At 61.9% G+C, this 14,893-nt stretch carries 14 protein-coding genes and 1 tRNA gene; 8 read left to right on the top strand and 7 right to left on the bottom strand.

The genetic code is table 11. From position 1 onward, the window contains the following. Positions 1-3: 3 nt before the first annotated feature. A complete protein-coding gene (locus ABK249_RS08685; protein WP_348862600.1) occupies positions 4-1,230 on the bottom strand; it encodes an ROK family transcriptional regulator in 1,227 nt (408 codons plus the stop codon). A gap of 202 nt (positions 1,231-1,432) precedes the next feature. Between ABK249_RS08685 and xylF the strand changes: the two genes are divergently transcribed. The 4 genes from xylF to ABK249_RS08665 all read left to right on the top strand — a co-directional run bounded on the left by xylF (position 1,433) and on the right by ABK249_RS08665 (position 5,052). Further along, a complete protein-coding gene (gene xylF / locus ABK249_RS08680) occupies positions 1,433-2,473 on the top strand; it encodes a D-xylose ABC transporter substrate-binding protein (protein WP_037148272.1) in 1,041 nt (346 codons plus the stop codon). 181 nt (positions 2,474-2,654) lie between these two features. After that, on the top strand, positions 2,655-3,980 hold the full coding sequence (locus ABK249_RS08675; RefSeq protein WP_037148274.1) for a sugar ABC transporter permease: 1,326 nt from the start codon (positions 2,655-2,657) through the stop codon (positions 3,978-3,980). A gap of 27 nt (positions 3,981-4,007) precedes the next feature. Then, positions 4,008-4,793 carry an ATP-binding cassette domain-containing protein gene (locus ABK249_RS08670; RefSeq protein ID WP_227703361.1) on the top strand — a complete coding sequence of 262 codons (786 nt, stop codon included), beginning with the start codon at positions 4,008-4,010 and terminating at the stop codon, positions 4,791-4,793. 182 nt (positions 4,794-4,975) lie between these two features. Further along, positions 4,976-5,052, top strand: a tRNA-Arg gene (locus tag ABK249_RS08665). 244 nt (positions 5,053-5,296) lie between these two features. On the opposite strand, the gene ABK249_RS08660 is transcribed toward ABK249_RS08665, so the two are convergent. Next, positions 5,297-6,115, bottom strand: a complete 819-nt coding sequence (locus ABK249_RS08660) for an AraC family transcriptional regulator (protein WP_348862599.1) — start codon at positions 6,113-6,115, stop codon at positions 5,297-5,299. A gap of 81 nt (positions 6,116-6,196) precedes the next feature. Here ABK249_RS08660 and ABK249_RS08655 point away from each other — a divergent pair, with 81 nt between their 5' ends. The 3 genes from ABK249_RS08655 to ABK249_RS08645 are packed head-to-tail and all read left to right on the top strand — an operon-like array spanning position 6,197 to position 9,400. Then, a complete protein-coding gene (locus tag ABK249_RS08655) occupies positions 6,197-8,311 on the top strand; it encodes an FUSC family protein (protein ID WP_348862598.1) in 2,115 nt (704 codons plus the stop codon). Next, positions 8,301-8,516: a DUF1656 domain-containing protein gene (locus ABK249_RS08650; protein ID WP_348862597.1), complete on the top strand. Its 216-nt coding sequence runs from the start codon at positions 8,301-8,303 to the stop codon at positions 8,514-8,516. Before ABK249_RS08655 ends, ABK249_RS08650 begins: the two co-directional genes overlap by 11 nt. After that, positions 8,513-9,400, top strand: a complete 888-nt coding sequence (locus ABK249_RS08645; RefSeq protein ID WP_348862595.1) for an efflux RND transporter periplasmic adaptor subunit — start codon at positions 8,513-8,515, stop codon at positions 9,398-9,400. The genes ABK249_RS08650 and ABK249_RS08645 overlap by 4 nt, the downstream gene beginning before the upstream one ends. Positions 9,401-9,478: 78 nt before the next feature. Here ABK249_RS08645 and ABK249_RS08640 read toward each other — a convergent pair whose 3' ends face one another. After that, positions 9,479-10,648, bottom strand: a complete 1,170-nt coding sequence (locus tag ABK249_RS08640; protein ID WP_348862594.1) for an MFS transporter — start codon at positions 10,646-10,648, stop codon at positions 9,479-9,481. After that, entirely contained in the window at positions 10,645-10,983 is a 339-nt protein-coding gene (locus tag ABK249_RS08635; protein WP_348862593.1) for an antibiotic biosynthesis monooxygenase, read from the bottom strand. The genes ABK249_RS08640 and ABK249_RS08635 overlap by 4 nt, the downstream gene beginning before the upstream one ends. Positions 10,984-11,091: 108 nt before the next feature. Here ABK249_RS08635 and ABK249_RS08630 point away from each other — a divergent pair, with 108 nt between their 5' ends. Continuing rightward, positions 11,092-11,979: a LysR family transcriptional regulator gene (locus ABK249_RS08630; protein WP_348862592.1), complete on the top strand. Its 888-nt coding sequence runs from the start codon at positions 11,092-11,094 to the stop codon at positions 11,977-11,979. A 357-nt stretch (positions 11,980-12,336) separates the two neighbouring features. Here ABK249_RS08630 and tnpC read toward each other — a convergent pair whose 3' ends face one another. The 3 genes from tnpC to ABK249_RS08615 all read right to left on the bottom strand — a co-directional run bounded on the left by tnpC (position 12,337) and on the right by ABK249_RS08615 (position 14,701). Next, positions 12,337-13,944 carry an IS66 family transposase gene (tnpC, locus tag ABK249_RS08625; RefSeq protein WP_037148278.1) on the bottom strand — a complete coding sequence of 536 codons (1,608 nt, stop codon included), beginning with the start codon at positions 13,942-13,944 and terminating at the stop codon, positions 12,337-12,339. A gap of 67 nt (positions 13,945-14,011) precedes the next feature. Then, complete coding sequence (gene tnpB / locus ABK249_RS08620; protein ID WP_052182739.1) at positions 14,012-14,401, bottom strand: IS66 family insertion sequence element accessory protein TnpB; 390 nt, start codon at positions 14,399-14,401, stop codon at positions 14,012-14,014. Between the two features lie 45 nt (positions 14,402-14,446). Further along, positions 14,447-14,701 carry a helix-turn-helix transcriptional regulator gene (locus ABK249_RS08615; protein ID WP_037148759.1) on the bottom strand — a complete coding sequence of 85 codons (255 nt, stop codon included), beginning with the start codon at positions 14,699-14,701 and terminating at the stop codon, positions 14,447-14,449. Positions 14,702-14,893: the final 192 nt, after the last annotated feature.

Below are 14,893 nucleotides of genomic sequence, written 5' to 3'. Positions count from 1 at the left end.
GCATCATTCTCCAGCTGCCCTTATATGGGGCCTCGAGAGAATAATATCCTTGTCGATGATGGAGAACGCAAGGTTGAGATGACCTTCGAAGACCAGCGAAGGTTCATCCGGCACGACGGAGAGCGCCGGCATCCCTTCGAGCCGCACGACCTGGGTCTGGGATAGCCCCTCCTCGATGCCGGCTTGCAGAAGATCCTGATGCCTCGTTCCCGGTCCGGTGATGAAGACCGGCATATGGCCGTGGAGACTGAGCAGACGTGAAAGCCCGTTGCCAAGCGCCACGCCCGCCTGGCGGAAGGCGAACTGAGCCATGCGGTTGCCCTGTCTAGCTTGAGCAGCGATCTTGTCGATCTCCGCAATCGGCACGAATTTCGCCGGGATCGTGTCCATCGGCACTTCGAAAGCCATGCGAAGGATCGCATAGAAGCCCGCATAGGCCTCGATGCAGCCGCGCGCGCCGCAACGACAGAGCCCGCCATTGGGAATATGCAGCATATGCCCGAAATTCGGCGCGGAAATTTCCGCAACGCCGGCGGCATTCCGGCGGGCGATACCGAGCCCGATGCTGTGACCGAGAGAAAGTGCAGCAAGCGCCCGCTCGCCGCCGCCCTCCTTCTTCGCCTCACGCTCAAGCAGCGCACCTGCCACCAGCAGGGTCTCGTTGTTGAGGATGACCCTGGCCGGCCATCCGCGCCCCAGCACCTCGGTAAAATCCACCGGCTGCAGACCGAAGACCGGCGACCAGACAAGAACGGGCTTGCCCGGATGAACCAATCCCTTGCTGCTGACCGAGACGAGCAGCACGCTGTCGCGGTCGATGCTCGATCGGGCGACCACGCGTTCGAGCGCCGCGGAGATGGAAGCTACGAAAGCGTCTGTGCCGCCCTGCCCGCGCGGTTCGGCAAACCGGTCAAGCAGCGTGCCGGCGTAATCAACCAGGGAATATTGGATGGAATCGGAGGAAATGATGACGACGACCAGATAGCCGCAGGTGCGCCGCTGGCTGAAGAGCACGCGCGGCCTGCCCCGACCGGCCGCTGCCTGCTGCTCGCTCTTCTCGATGATGCGGGCACGCTCGAGATCGGCGGTGATGGCGGAAATGGTTGCCGAGGCCAGCCCCGTCGCATCGGAGATTTCCGTGTGGGCCAGCCGGCCACGGCGACGCAACGCAGCCAGCACAAGCGCACTGTTCTGCTGCCGGACCAATTCCGTGCTCGATTTCGCCAGCATGGACCCCGCTGTTCCTCCTCGCTCATTCTGTCGATACGGCAGTGCCTTGTCCTCCACAAGTGCCGATTGACAGTCCTTTGAATCTCTGACATCTGATTTCTCGACTGTCGAGAAAAAAGCGCTGGCGTTTTTCCGGCAGGTAATCTGGCGGGGGGAGAGCACGGAGGCTTGAGGCCCATCCGCCGTCACTCGGGAGGACATGATGAGATCGTTTGTAAAGTTAATGGCCGGCGCGGCCATCCTCGTTTCCATGCACACCGTCGCCATGGCGCAGCAGGTCGTCGTCGGCGTATCCTGGTCGAACTTCCAGGAAGAACGCTGGAAGACCGACGAAGCAGCCATCAAGAAGGCGCTCGAAGCGGCCGGGGCAAAGTATATTTCCGCCGACGCCCAGTCTTCTGCCTCCAAGCAGCTCACCGACGTCGAGTCGCTGATCTCTCAGGGGGCCAATGCGCTGATCGTTCTGGCTCAGGATAGCGATGCGATCGGGCCGGCGATCGAAAAGGCGGCCGCCGAAGGCATCCCGGTCGTCGGTTACGACCGCCTGATCGAAAATCCGGAAGCCTTCTATATCACCTTCGACAACAAGGAAGTCGGCCGCATGCAGGCCGAGGGCGTGTTCAAGGTGAAGCCGGAAGGCAACTACGTCTTCATCAAGGGCAACTCCGCCGATCCGAATGCGGACTTCCTGTTTTCGGGCCAGATGGAAGTGCTGAAGCCGGCAATCGACGCGGGCAAGATCAAGAATGTCGGCGAAGCCTATACTGACGGCTGGAAACCGGAAAATGCCCAGAAGAACATGGAACAGTTCCTGACCAAGAACGACAACAAGGTCGATGCAGTCGTGGCTTCGAACGACGGCACGGCCGGTGGCGCGATCGCAGCACTCGACGCCCAGGGTCTTGCAGGCTCCGTTCCGGTCTCCGGCCAGGACGCCGACAAGGCAGCGCTGAACCGCGTGGCGCTCGGCACCCAGACGGTCTCCGTCTGGAAAGACTCGCGTGAACTCGGCAAGACTGCCGCCGAGATCGCGCTTGCACTGGCCTCCGGCAAGAAGATGACCGAGATCCCGAACGTCCAGACCTTCAACGGCGGACCGAAGAAGCAGCCGATGCAGTCGGTCTTCCTGAAGCCGCTGCCGATCACTCAGGATAACCTGAACGTCGTCATCGAGGCCGGCTGGATCAGCAAGGCGGAAGCCTGCCAGGGCGTCAAGGCCGGCACAGTCGCCGCCTGCAACTAAGCAGGCTATTTCGGGCCGATAAAATAGTCCGGCGCCGCAGCCCCCTGCCGCGGCGCCGGTTTTCGGCGTAAAATGGCGCAGTCGCACGAGACGAGAAAGAAGCGGCGGAGCGTCATCCGGAGGCTCGGTCGGACGTCAGTCCAGACCGAAAGGCCTCAAGAACGGTGGAGAACGGCAAGACATGGCCGACACGGCACATTCCACAACGAATTCCACGACATCGGGAGGAACAGGACAGGCCGAGGGCAACCTCGTCGCACGCTTCTTCCGTGCAACCGAGATCGACACGCGTCTGCTCGGCATGATCGGCGCACTGCTGATCATCTGGGTGGGCTTTCACATCATGACCGGCGGACTGTTCCTGACGCCCCGGAACCTCTGGTTCCTCTCGGTGCAGACCGCTTCCGTCGCCGTCATGGCGACCGGCATGGTGCTGGTCATCGTCACCCGCAACATCGACCTGTCCGTCGGCTCCATCCTCGGCTTCACCGGCATGATCATGGGGGTCCTGCAGGCGCAGCTCCTGCCCCAGGTGCTCGGCTTCAACCATCCGGCCACGTGGGCGATCGCGCTCGCCGGCGGCCTGATCGTCGGCGGCCTGATCGGCGCCTTCCAGGGCGCGATTATTGCCTTTCTCAATGTCCCCTCCTTCATCGTCACTCTCGGTGGTCTGCTCGTCTGGCGCGGCGCGACATGGTACGTGACGAGCGGCCAGACCGTCGCGCCGATGGATGCCAATTTCCGCCTGATGGGCGGCGGCACGGACGGTTCGATCGGCGCCACCTGGAGCTGGATCGTCGGCATCCTCGCCTGTCTGGCGATCGTCGCCGCGATCATCAACGGCCGACGCCAGCGCAAACGCTTCCACTTTCCGCGCCGGCCGATCTGGGCCGAATACGTGCTGGCGGCATTGGGTTGCATCATCGTGCTCGGCGTCGTTTCGATCGCCAACGACTATTATTGGCCGATCAACATCGCCCGCCGTTATGCGGAAGCAAACGGTATCCCCTGGCCGGAAGGCGGGCTCTTCATCTCCCACGGCATCGCCGTGCCGGTGCTGATCGCGATCGCCGTCGGCATCGTCATGACGTTCATCGCCACAAGGCTCCGCTTCGGCCGCTATGTCTTCGCGATCGGCGGCAATCCGGAAGCGGCCGAACTCGCCGGCATCAAGACCCGCTGGGTGACCGTCAAGATCTTCGCCCTGATGGGCATTCTCTGCGCCATCGCCGCGGCGATCTCCACGGCCCGTCTCAACGCCGCGACCAACGCTCAAGGTGAGCTCGACGAACTCTACACCATCGCCGCGGCCGTGATCGGCGGCACGTCGCTTTCCGGCGGCGTCGGCACGATTGCGGGCGCCATGCTCGGCGCGCTTCTCATGCAGTCGCTGCAATCCGGCATGGTGCTGCTCGGCATCGACACGCCCTTCCAGCGCATCGTCGTCGGCGCCGTGCTCGTGCTCGCCGTCTGGCTCGACACCGTCTACCGCGCCAAAGCCAAGTAACGGGCCAAATAGATAGGAGTTTTCATCGTGACGGAACAAACCACTCCGCTCGTGGAAATGAAGAACATTTCCATCTCCTTCGGCGGGATTCATGCGGTCGAGAACGCTTCGGTCGACCTCTTTCCCGGCGAGGTCGTGGCGCTGCTCGGACATAACGGCGCAGGCAAATCGACGCTGATCAAGATTCTCTCCGGCGCCTACCGGCGCGACGAGGGCGAAATCCTGATCAACGGCGAACCCGCCGATATCCGCAATCCACGTGACGCGAAGAAATACGGTATCGAGACGATCTATCAGACGCTCGCGGTCGCCGATAACGTCGACGCCGCCGCCAACCTCTATCTCGGCCGCGAACTCAGGACGAAGTGGGGCACGCTCGACGACGTTGCCATGGAGGCGAGCACCCGCGAGGTAATGGGGCGCCTGAACCCCAACTTCCGGCGTTTCAAGGAGCCCGTGAAGGCGCTCTCGGGCGGCCAGCGGCAATCGGTAGCGATTGCCCGTGCGATCCTCTTCGACGCCCGCATCCTGATCATGGACGAGCCGACGGCAGCGCTCGGACCGCAGGAAACGGCCCAGGTAGGCGATCTCATCAAGCAGCTGAAGCGGGAGGGGATCGGCATCTTCCTGATCAGCCACGACATCCACGATGTCTTCGATCTCGCCGACCGCGTCTTCGTGATGAAGAACGGCAAGGTGGTGGGCCACGCCCGCACCGGGGACGTCACCAAGGACGAAGTGCTTGGCATGATCATCCTCGGCAAGGTACCGCCTGGCGCCAGCCCGGGACCGGGCGCCATGAAAGTGGCGTGATCGATCTGAAAACGCTGCAGCGCCTCCCCTTCCCGATCCGCCGCCGCAGAAGGGCGGGTCAAGGTGGAACCGGTGATCTTTTCCGGTTCCACCCATTCTCTTGAAATTGGCGATTGATGCGGCCGTCATCCTGGGTTAAGAACCAGCCATCGGACGCGGCGAGTCATCGCATCGCACGGTTAGCACCCGTAGCTCAGCTGGATAGAGTGTTGGATTCCGATTCCAAAGGTCACAGGTTCGAATCCTGTCGGGTGCGCCAAATTTGCCATTTCCAAGACGTCAACACCGAAAATTGCCCCCCATTGCCGCTAGAACTATGTCCGCGCGAGGAGCGTCAAATAGCCGAGAGGCGAAAAGCGTAATAACGGCGGTGATCGGCGGTGAAAGTTCGAATCGTTTGCGGCCGAACGACGTATTTTGGCCGAAGGAAAAGCCCGCATATTCGTCCGCTTTGCACCCATCATCGGCCATCCGGGAGCATCGACCGACAATACAAAAATCAGTTATTCTTTAAGCGCCGGGTTCGGAGCTGTGAGCAGCGTCGCCCTGCGTTGCGCGAAATACTGTGCCGGCGTGCTGCCCAACGCCTTCTTGAACATCGTGATGAACGCATTGACCGACTCGTATCCCAGTTCGGCGGCAACATTTTGCACCGTCTCGCCGCTGGCCAGTTCACGAAGCGCGACGACAAGGTGGAGTTGCTGCCGCCAGCGCCCGAACGTCAGTCCCGTCTCGCGGGTCAACAGTCGCGCCAGCGACCGCTCGCTCATTGCGACCCGCTTCGCCCAGTCGCTCAGTGTACTGCGGTCTGAAGGTTCGATCGTCAGAGCATCAGCCATCGCCCGGATCTTCGGATGGCTGGAGATCGGCAGGTTGAACCGCTCACGCGGCATCTGCGCAAGTTCGTCGAGGATCACCCGCGCGATCCGAGCGGCATGGCTGTCGGCAAGATAGTTCGCATGCTCGCGAGCAAGCCGATCGACCATCTCGCGGATCATCGGGGAGACCGAAAGCGTGCAATTGTTCTCCGGCAGGTTCGCAACTCCGGGTTCCACGAACAGATAGTTGAGCCGCGCATTCGCGGTTGCTCGGGCGCTATGCGGCATGCCACCGGGAATCCAGACCCCGCAATTGGGGGGCACGATCCAGATCTCGTTGCCCGCGATGCAGGTGACGGCGCCGCGCAAGGCGAGGATCAACTGGCCCTTTCGATGCACATGCAAAGGTATTTCCGCCTCATGATCGGCGAAGTCGAGCTGATAGGCGACCGCCGGCAGCGGCGTGAGGTCGGGATCGGAAACGGAAACGGCGGATCGGGGCATGGGGATAAGGATGGTCGTATTTAGGGATTTTTTGTCAGGATACTTAATTTATTTGCTTTTGCAAATCGGTCACAAGGCGGCATGAACACCGCGCAGCCCGTCAACACCCACTCGAGCAAGGCTGGCGCAGCCACGCTGCAAGCTGGAACGAGCTTCCTTCGCACGCCGGCCCTGAAGGCGGATGCGGACGCGATCCTCTTTTCAGCGAAGAGCTTCGCCGCCGCGATGCTGGCCTATTACATTTCGCTGCGGATAGGGCTTCCCAAGCCGTTCTGGGCCATCGTCACCGTCTACATCGTCTCGCAGACCTCCGCCGGAGCGTCACTCAGTCGTGGCGTGTATCGCTTTGCCGGGACGCTTCTCGGCGCGATCGCGACGGTCGCGATCGTCCCGAATTTCGTGAACGACCCGATCGTGTGCAGCGCGCTGCTTACGGGCTGGATCGGTCTGTGCCTGTTTTTCTCGCTGCTCGATCGCACGCCGCGCGCCTATGCCTTCGTTCTCGCCGGCTATACCGCGAGCCTGATCGGGTTCCCGAGCGTGCTCGATCCGGGCGCGGTTTTCGAGACTGCGTCCGTGCGCGTCCAGGAAATCTCGATCGGAATTCTGTGCGCGGTCCTGATCCATCGTTACGTCCTGCCGAAACGCATGACCGGCCAATTCACCGGCAAGCTGTGGGCTACGCTGCGGGACGCCCGTCGGCTGGCGGGCGACGCGCTCAATGGAACACCAGGACAAAACCGTCGCGACCGCCACCAGCTCGCAGCGGACCTGCTTGCCATCCAGGGGCTTGCGACGCATCTGCCCTATGATCCAGCCCCCACGCCACGACGCCAGACGCTGCAACTCATTCATGACCGGCTCGCCCGCTTGCTCCCGCTCGCGGCCGAGATCGAAGACCGGATTGAGGCCCTTGGCACAGGCTACGGCGATGCGCCCGACGAACTGATCGCATTGGTCGGCGACGTCGGGGCCTGGATCGCAAATGTCGTGACGGAAGAACGGGAGGTTGGCGCAGCCCAACTGATCGCGCGCGCGCGATCAGTCCAGAAGCGCTTTGGCTCAGACGCCGCGACGCCGGGCGACAGGCTTGCCGCCAATCTCGCCGGTCACCTGGCCGAGATGATCGGTATGCTTCAGGACTGCGACAGACTGGGGCGACACATCGCGGCGACCGGGCGATTGCGAGATACCGCGTCGCTTCATGGGCCGAAGTGGGCGAAGGGCTACGTCTATCACCGCGATCCGTGGATGGCGGCTCGCACCACGGTCGGCGCCGTCGTCGGCATCCTCATAGGCTGCGCCTTCTGGATCTGGTCGGCCTGGCCGGAGGGCGGAATGGCCGTCTCCATTCTCGGCGTGTGCTGCACCCTATTCGGCAATTTTGATGCGCCTGTGCCATTTGTCGTCAAATATATCGTCGGCACGATCTTCGGGGTCGTAATCAGCCTCGTCTACAGCTTCGTCATCCTGCCCCAGGTCGCGGACTTCCGGGTTCTTGTTGCGGTGCTCGCCCCGGCGTTCCTGTTCGCCGGGTCTCTCCAGGCACGCCTGCCGACGACCTTCATGGCGCTCGGCATCACGCTGACCGTTCCGATCCTCTCGGGTCTGGGCACCCATTACACCGGCGACTTCGCCGCCTCCCTCAACAGTGTGATCGCGCTCTTTGCGGCGGTGGGATTCGGGGCGGTGAGCATGTCCCTGTTCCAGACCGTGCCGGTCGATGCGGCGATCAACCGCTTGCTTCGCTTGAGCCGCCGGGACGTCGGCCGGCGCGCGCTCGGCGCTGCGCCCAACGAAGCGCGCTGGGCGAGCCTGATGATCGATCGGACAGCCCTGCTGCTGCCAAGGTTGCGGGTGTCCGGAAAAGCCTATTCGAATGTACTCGACGATACGCTGCACCATCTTCGCATCGGTCATGTTGCCGGACAGCTTCGCAAGACGATCCCGCAGATCAAGGGCGAGGCCGGCGTCGAACTGAGCGAACTTCTATCCGCGATCGCCGGGCGCTTCAGTGGCAGGAAGTCGTCAACGCCTGCCGACCTCCTCGACCTCGATCGGCGCATCCAGACCTTGATCGAGACGATGGCGAGCAGCACGCTCGGGAACCGCCTGCGGATTGTCGACCTGCTCATTGACCTGCGGTTCGCGCTCAGCTCCCCAGCAGACGGGAGGGCCACAACTCATGATCGTTGATCTCAATGTCGGGGGTGTCCTCATCCCCGGTCTGGTGGTGCTCACGTTCATCGCACTGGTCGCCACAATGGCGACGCTCCGCCTGTTCGCCGCCGCCGGCCTCCATCGCCTGTTCGCTTATCGGCCGCTCGTCGAGCTCGCCACCTTCGTCATCATCTACGGTCTGCTCGTGCAGTACCTGCCATCGATCGGACTCTTGCCTTGAAGCCTTTTCTATCCCTGCTTGGCCGCTATGCCCTGACCCTTTGCCTCGTCGCCGTATCCGCTTTTATCGCGCTGAAGGCGTGGAGCCATTACGAGCGGACGCCCTGGACCCGCGACGGACGGGTTGGCGTCGATGTCGTGCAGATCGCGCCGGAGGTCTCCGGCACGGTCAGCGCTGTTCCCGTGGTTGACAATCAATATGTGCGCCGGGGCGACATTCTTTACGAGATCGACCCCGAGCGGCTGCGGCTCGCATTGGCATTGGCTGAGGCTGAGGTCGAAGCCAAACGCCAGGATATGATCGTTCGTCAGGCGACGGCGCGGCGGCACAGCCAGCTCAAGGATGTCGTCTCCCAGGAAGCCGTCCAGCAATCGGGCGGAGCGGCCGCTGTCGCCAGCGCCGCCTATCAGTCAGCGGTGGCGGCGCTCGATCTGGCCAAGCTCAACCTTGCCCGCTCGACCGTCCGCTCACCGGTCGATGGCTATGTCACCAATCTGAGGCTGCGTCCGGGCGACTATGCGACGGCCGGCGTGACGAAGGTCGCCATCCTTGACGCCGCCAGCTTCTGGATCACGGGCTATTTCGAGGAGACGAATATCCGGCAAATCCGCGTTGGCGATCCGGTGCTGATCATGCTGATGGGCTTTGATCAGCCAGTCTCTGGCCATGTCGAAAGCCTCGGTCGCGGGATCGAGAACAGCAACGACGCGCCCGGTCATCTCGGCCTGCCCAATGTGGCGGCGACATTTTCCTGGGTGCGTCTTGCCCAGCGCATTCCGGTGCGCATCCATATCGATCGGGTGCCGTCTGGCGTCGAACTCGCGGCGGGCATGACCGCGACCGTCGAGATCATCCCCGCGACCGCCAAGCCCGGACGAAGATGATCACTATGTCTACGCTCACATGGGCGCTCTAACGGCGCACAAGGCGACAATCCGGACCAAACCTTGCATCGCGCTTTGTCACATCATGCGTCCTGCGCCAGCGGGGCGCCCCATGCACAGCGATGATCCGGCAGCCCCGACAAGCAGGGCGATACCTGCCCACGACAACCCGCCTGCTCCTGCGGTTTCGAGAATGACACCGCCCATGACGGCTCCGCCAAAAATGGCGATGTTCCATGCCGTGACGATCATCGCCTGGGCCACGTCGGCCGCAGGACCGGCAGCACGCGCTGATGCGGTCTGAAAGAGCGTCGCCGACCCGCCAAAAGCCAGTCCCCAGATAAGTGCGGCCCCGTAGATCGCCAACGGTGCTCCGGTCGTCACCGCAAGTATCAAGACGGCCACAAGAAACAGGCCGATGCCGGTGAAGGTCAATGGTCGCAGCCATTTGTCGATCAACACGCCCGTCAGACCGATACTGACAAGTGCAGAACCCCCGAAAACAAGCAGGACACTGTCGATCTGGCCCGTCATGCGATGGCCGACCAGCAGCGGCGCGATGTAGGTGTAGAGGAGGTTATGGGCCAGGACGAAGCAGAGCGTCACCGCCAGCACCAGCCGCACGCCCGGGACCGCAAAGACCTGGGCCAATGACGGGCGTTGCGTTTCAGGTTCGCCGGCAAAATCCGGCACCTTTGCGACGATCCAGCCCACGAGCAGAAGTGCGATGACGCTGAGCAGACCGAAGGTCAGTCGCCACCCCGCGAGGATGCCCAGAAACGTGCCGGCCGGGATGCCGATGGAGAGCGCCAGGGGCGTTCCCGCCATCGCGATGGCCATGGCCCGCCCCGCGAGACGAGACGGTGCCATGCGAACCGCATAACCAGCCAGCAACGCCCATAGCAGGCCGGCCGATACACCGCCGACGAAACGCGCCGCCATCGCGACGATAAAACTCGCCGTCAGGGCCGTAATCAGATTGGCGATAGCGAAACCGATGATGGCGCCGAGCAGAAGCGGTCGCCTGCGCCAGCTTCGCGTTGCTGCCGTCAGCGGGATCGCTGCGAGCAGCGATCCCAGCGCATAGATACTGATCCATTGTCCCGCCATGGCCTCGCTCACCCCCAGCGCCCCCCCGATCTGCGGAAGCAGACCGGCCGGGAGGGCCTCCGTCAGGATGGTGACGAAACCGGCAACCGCCAGTGCGCAAAGTCCCGCCACCGGCAGTCGATCGACTTGCGCCGTCACGCCGAGACCTTCGGCATCACCAGGTCGCCAACGGTGTAGGTGTGAAACTCGCTCGACGAGACGGTGTCGAGCTTGCGGAACTTTTCGAGGAATACCGGATCGGAAAAGAAGATCTCGACGTCGCCGGGGTCGGAGATCGCCTCGATATTCACGACCGTCAGTCCATCGGTGCTCTTGGCAAGGTTGCTCCACAGAAAGCCAGGCTTCCGCTCGGCGACATAGTGGACGACATCCTGGATGAGCCGAAAGGCTTCCTCCTGTTTGCCGGGGTGAACGTGAATCACGTTGACGATGAAGGTCGTCGGGGTGGGCTGGATAGCGAAGGCGGGGATCATGTTCGTTTCCTTGGTTTCGGAAGGCCAAGGGATAGCGGACGGCTTGTTACGGAAAAACAGGCCATCGTTCCGGTGACTACGGAATAAAGTTCTCGTAATAGTCAGGGCATGGACAAACTCACTGCATTCGATGCCTTCGTGCAATCGGCTGAAACAGGCAGCTTCGTCGCGGCTGGCCGCAAGCTCGGCCTTTCAGCCTCCGCGGTGGGAAAGGCGGTGGTCCGACTGGAACAACGGCTGGATGTGCGCCTGTTCCATCGCAACACGCGCAACATGACGCTCACCGAAGAAGGGCGGTTGTTCCTCGAACGCTGCCGCCGCATCTTCGAGGAGGTCGAGGCAGCGGAAGCCGAGCTTGCCCGATCCAATCGGACGCCGAGAGGGCGGCTGCGCGTGAGTCTGCCGCTGGTCGGCATGCTGCTGACGCCGGTAATGGCAAAGTTCATGCGCGCCTGGCCAGAGGTGCAGCTCGACCTGGATTTCAGCGATCGGCTGGTGGACGTGGTGGAGGATGGGTTCGATGCCGTCATTCGCACCGGGCAACCATCGGACAGCCGGTTGATGAGCCGCAACGTCGGCCGGTTCAAACTGAAGATCGTCGCCTCACCCGACTATCTGGCGCGATGCGGAGTGCCGGAAACCCCTGACGATCTGGCGCAGCACCAGTGTCTTCACCAACGCTCTCCCAGCACCGGCAAGCTCCGACCCTGGCCGTTTGCTCGCGGGGAACGGCAGGGGAAGATTGTCCTGCCCGAACGGATGAGCGCGACGGCGGTCGATCCTCTGATCGAGTTGGCGATCGAGGGGCTGGGCATTGCCTGTCTGCCGCCCTTTGCGATCCGTGACGAGATCGCTGACGGCCGTCTCGTGTCGATTTTGGACGAGTGGGTGGAAGAGGCTGATCAGTTCAACGTGCTCTGGCCGGCCAGCCGCCAGATCACGCCCAAACTGAGGGCGTTCGTCGACTTCATGGCCGAGCATCTGCAGCCGCAATAGGCATCGCATATCGCGCCGGTTCGTCCCGTTTTCGCTGTCATGGTGGCGGACGGAGCGGCGGCGGCTTGACACGGGGTGCGGAAATCGGCAGCGTTTGCGTAGCTATGGCGCAGAGCATCGCGTTATAGCGTAGAATCGGCGGTCTATGGCGGGCTGAAGCCGATGAAACCGAGAACTACATCGTAAGCGCGGTTTTCTTTGCACGGCAATTCAAGGTGTCCACCTTGAAGGTGTACCCCTTGGTTTTTGGTGTAATCTCTTCCAGGTGGCTCGGGATGCGGGAAGTTATAACGAGATGAAGGCGGCCCGGTAGGGGTACACCTTCCAGGTGGACACCTTGGCCGACACGAAGCCGGCTCAGGCGGCGACGCCGATTTCCACCTGCTTGGCGAAGTTGAACGGTAGCAGGTCGTCTATATCTGGATCCTCCCTGTTACGCTTGGGCAATTCCGTCAGGACGTGGCTCAGCCATTTGAAGGGATCAACGCCGCAAGCCCGACAGGTCAGGACCAGACTGTAAACCACCGCACTCGCCTTTGCCCCATCAACAGTGTCACTGAAGAGCCAGCTTTTTCTCCCCGTGCAAAAAGGCCTGATATCGCGCTCGAGTATATTGTTGTCGATCGGAACCCGGCCATCACTGGTGTAGCGGACCAGATAATCCCATTGGTTCAGCGTATAGGAGATGGCTCTGCCGAGCTTGCTTTTCGGGGCGATCTTCGGGGATATCTTTTCGAGCCATTGCCTGAAGGTAATCAACACCGGCACACTATGCTGCTGGCGCAACCGGAATGCATAGGCGTGGCGTGTTTCCCCGTCACCCGGCTCGTCTTCGCGCGCCTGCTTCTCGATCTGGTAAAGCGTTGCGAACACCTTCAGGGCTTCCATCGGTGCGCCACCGGGTTTCTTCATGGCTAGCAGCGCATCGTTGAACTTCCTGCGTGCATGCGCCATGCAGCCAAAATGCATGGCACCGCTGATCGTGCGCCAGGCCTCGTAGCCATCGCTGATCAGCAGGCCGCGATAATCACCAAGGAAAGCCTGAGGATACTGCTTGCCGCGACCAGGCTGGTATTCGAATAGCACGACTGGCTGTTCGCTGTCCTGCGCGCTGCGAAAGGCCCACATGTAGGATTTGTTCTGGGGCTTCCGGCCCTTTTCCTTCAGCACCTGCACCCAGGTCTCATCGCCATGGAGAACGGGCTGGGCCAGAAGCTTTTCCTTCAAGGCATCATAAATGCGGTTCAGATGCAGATCGCAGGCGCGGATCACCCAATTGCTGAATGTCCCACGGCTCATCGGCACATTGATCCGGTCAAATGCCTGCGACAGACGATAGAGAGGCATGCCATCCACATATTTGCTGACTAGCGCCAACGCCAGCGTCGAGGGCGTGGCGACACTGCCCGGCAAGGGCTGCGTCGGCATCGGCGCGATCACCACAGGCGTGCTGATGCCGGTGCGCTCGCAATTCCGGCAGGCGTACTTCACCCGTGCATTCTGCAAGACCTTCGCGCTCGTCACCACATGCAATTGCTCGGTGACGACTTCTCCCATTCTGTGCATCGGATGACGGCAGCAAGGGCACAGCTTTTGATCTTCCGGCACATCGTATTCCACCCGTTCACGTGGCAGATGAGCCGGCAGGCGTTTGCGCCCACGCTTTTTGCGGAATTGCTCCCCCAGTTCGGCAAGCCCGGTATCCGGCAAATCGATGGCGGTGGCGTCATCACCGCCGTCATCGCTATATTCCTCGACGCTCTCAGTCGCGGCGGCCTGTTCGGCCTCATTGAAGACGCGATCGTCGAGTTTTTCGCTGCTCGGCCCGTAGAGCTTGAGATTGGCAAGGACGAGCGCTTGCTCAAGCTCTGCGACCTTCTCGACGAGTTTCCCGTTCTCCGCTTTCAGCGCAGCGATCTGGGCGAGCAGTTCATCGGGATCTGACGTCGAACAGGTTGGATTCATCCCGATTCTTGAATCAGGAGCCTCCTGTCAGGTCAACGATTTTCTCGCCAGAGGCTGGCTGAAGCTATTACAGTAAAACGCGCCCTTCGGGTTCCGGCACAATGCCGGCAACACTACGATAGCGTCGTACCGGATGACGGGACACCGCATCGATGTCGATGCCGTCCAGAAGCCAATGAAGCTGCTCCGTCGTGAGCGTCAGAACCGCTTCCGCCCGGCGGGGCCACCGGAACCTGTCGGCTTCGAGCCGCTTCAGAACCAGGATAAACCCCTGCCGATCGAAGAACAGGAGTTTCATCCGGTCCCGCTGGCGGTTGCAAAACGCAAATATGGATCGAGACCACGGATCGAGCTGCATGGTTTGCTCGACCAATATCGCAAGACTGTCGATACCCGCTCTCAGATCGACCGGTTCGCGGTGAAGATAGACCTTCACATCATCGGCCAGACGCAGCATGGCAAAGGCCCATCATGACGGCTGTTATAGTTTCGAGGGCCATGATCACTCTTCCCTCTGGCGCTGCAGTCTGGCCGCGCGGACCATTGTGCTGTCGGACGTCGAACTGACGATACCCCGGTTCGCCCAATGTTCCAGGTCGGAAAGTGCATAAACGACCCGGCCACCGAGTTTGCGATAGACCGGCCCCGTACCGCAGCAGCGGTGCTTTTCCATCGTTCGCGCTGACAACCTCAGGAACAGGGCAGCATCATAAGTACGCAGATAACGCGGCGGCCCATCGGACAACGAAGCGGCCAGCCCCTCCGCCTTGCTGCCATCGCCAATATCCAGCAGTTCCGTGCGCCCCCCTCCGGACCCCGACGCCTGCTCGACGGCGCTGTCGTCATCTCCATGGACACCCAATTCGCCAAGGCGCTTGCGACGCTCAACAGTGCGCCGGGCAACCATCGGATCAAGTTCAGGGCGCCAGCCCGCAACCGCGTTCACAAC

The sequence above is a fragment of the Neorhizobium phenanthreniclasticum genome (genome assembly GCF_040066075.1).
GTDB classification, from domain to species: domain Bacteria; phylum Pseudomonadota; class Alphaproteobacteria; order Rhizobiales; family Rhizobiaceae; genus Neorhizobium; species Neorhizobium petrolearium.
Note: the sequence above shows the minus strand (reverse complement) of the source record. Positions and strands in the feature narration are given on the sequence as shown.

Excerpts from the sequence above, each read along its gene's own strand:
- ABK249_RS08685 (WP_348862600.1), bottom strand. The coding sequence starts at position 1,230 with ATGCTGGCGAAATCGAGCACGGAATTGGTCCGGCAGCAGAACAGTGCG.
- xylF (WP_037148272.1), top strand. The coding sequence starts at position 1,433 with ATGAGATCGTTTGTAAAGTTAATGGCCGGCGCGGCCATCCTCGTTTCC.
- ABK249_RS08675 (WP_037148274.1), top strand. The coding sequence starts at position 2,655 with ATGGCCGACACGGCACATTCCACAACGAATTCCACGACATCGGGAGGA.
- ABK249_RS08660 (WP_348862599.1), bottom strand. The coding sequence starts at position 6,115 with ATGCCCCGATCCGCCGTTTCCGTTTCCGATCCCGACCTCACGCCGCTG.
- ABK249_RS08655 (WP_348862598.1), top strand. The coding sequence starts at position 6,197 with ATGAACACCGCGCAGCCCGTCAACACCCACTCGAGCAAGGCTGGCGCA.
- ABK249_RS08650 (WP_348862597.1), top strand. The coding sequence starts at position 8,301 with ATGATCGTTGATCTCAATGTCGGGGGTGTCCTCATCCCCGGTCTGGTG.
- ABK249_RS08635 (WP_348862593.1), bottom strand. The coding sequence starts at position 10,983 with ATGATCCCCGCCTTCGCTATCCAGCCCACCCCGACGACCTTCATCGTC.
- ABK249_RS08630 (WP_348862592.1), top strand. The coding sequence starts at position 11,092 with ATGGACAAACTCACTGCATTCGATGCCTTCGTGCAATCGGCTGAAACA.
- tnpC (WP_037148278.1), bottom strand. The coding sequence starts at position 13,944 with ATGAATCCAACCTGTTCGACGTCAGATCCCGATGAACTGCTCGCCCAG.
- tnpB (WP_052182739.1), bottom strand. The coding sequence starts at position 14,401 with ATGCTGCGTCTGGCCGATGATGTGAAGGTCTATCTTCACCGCGAACCG.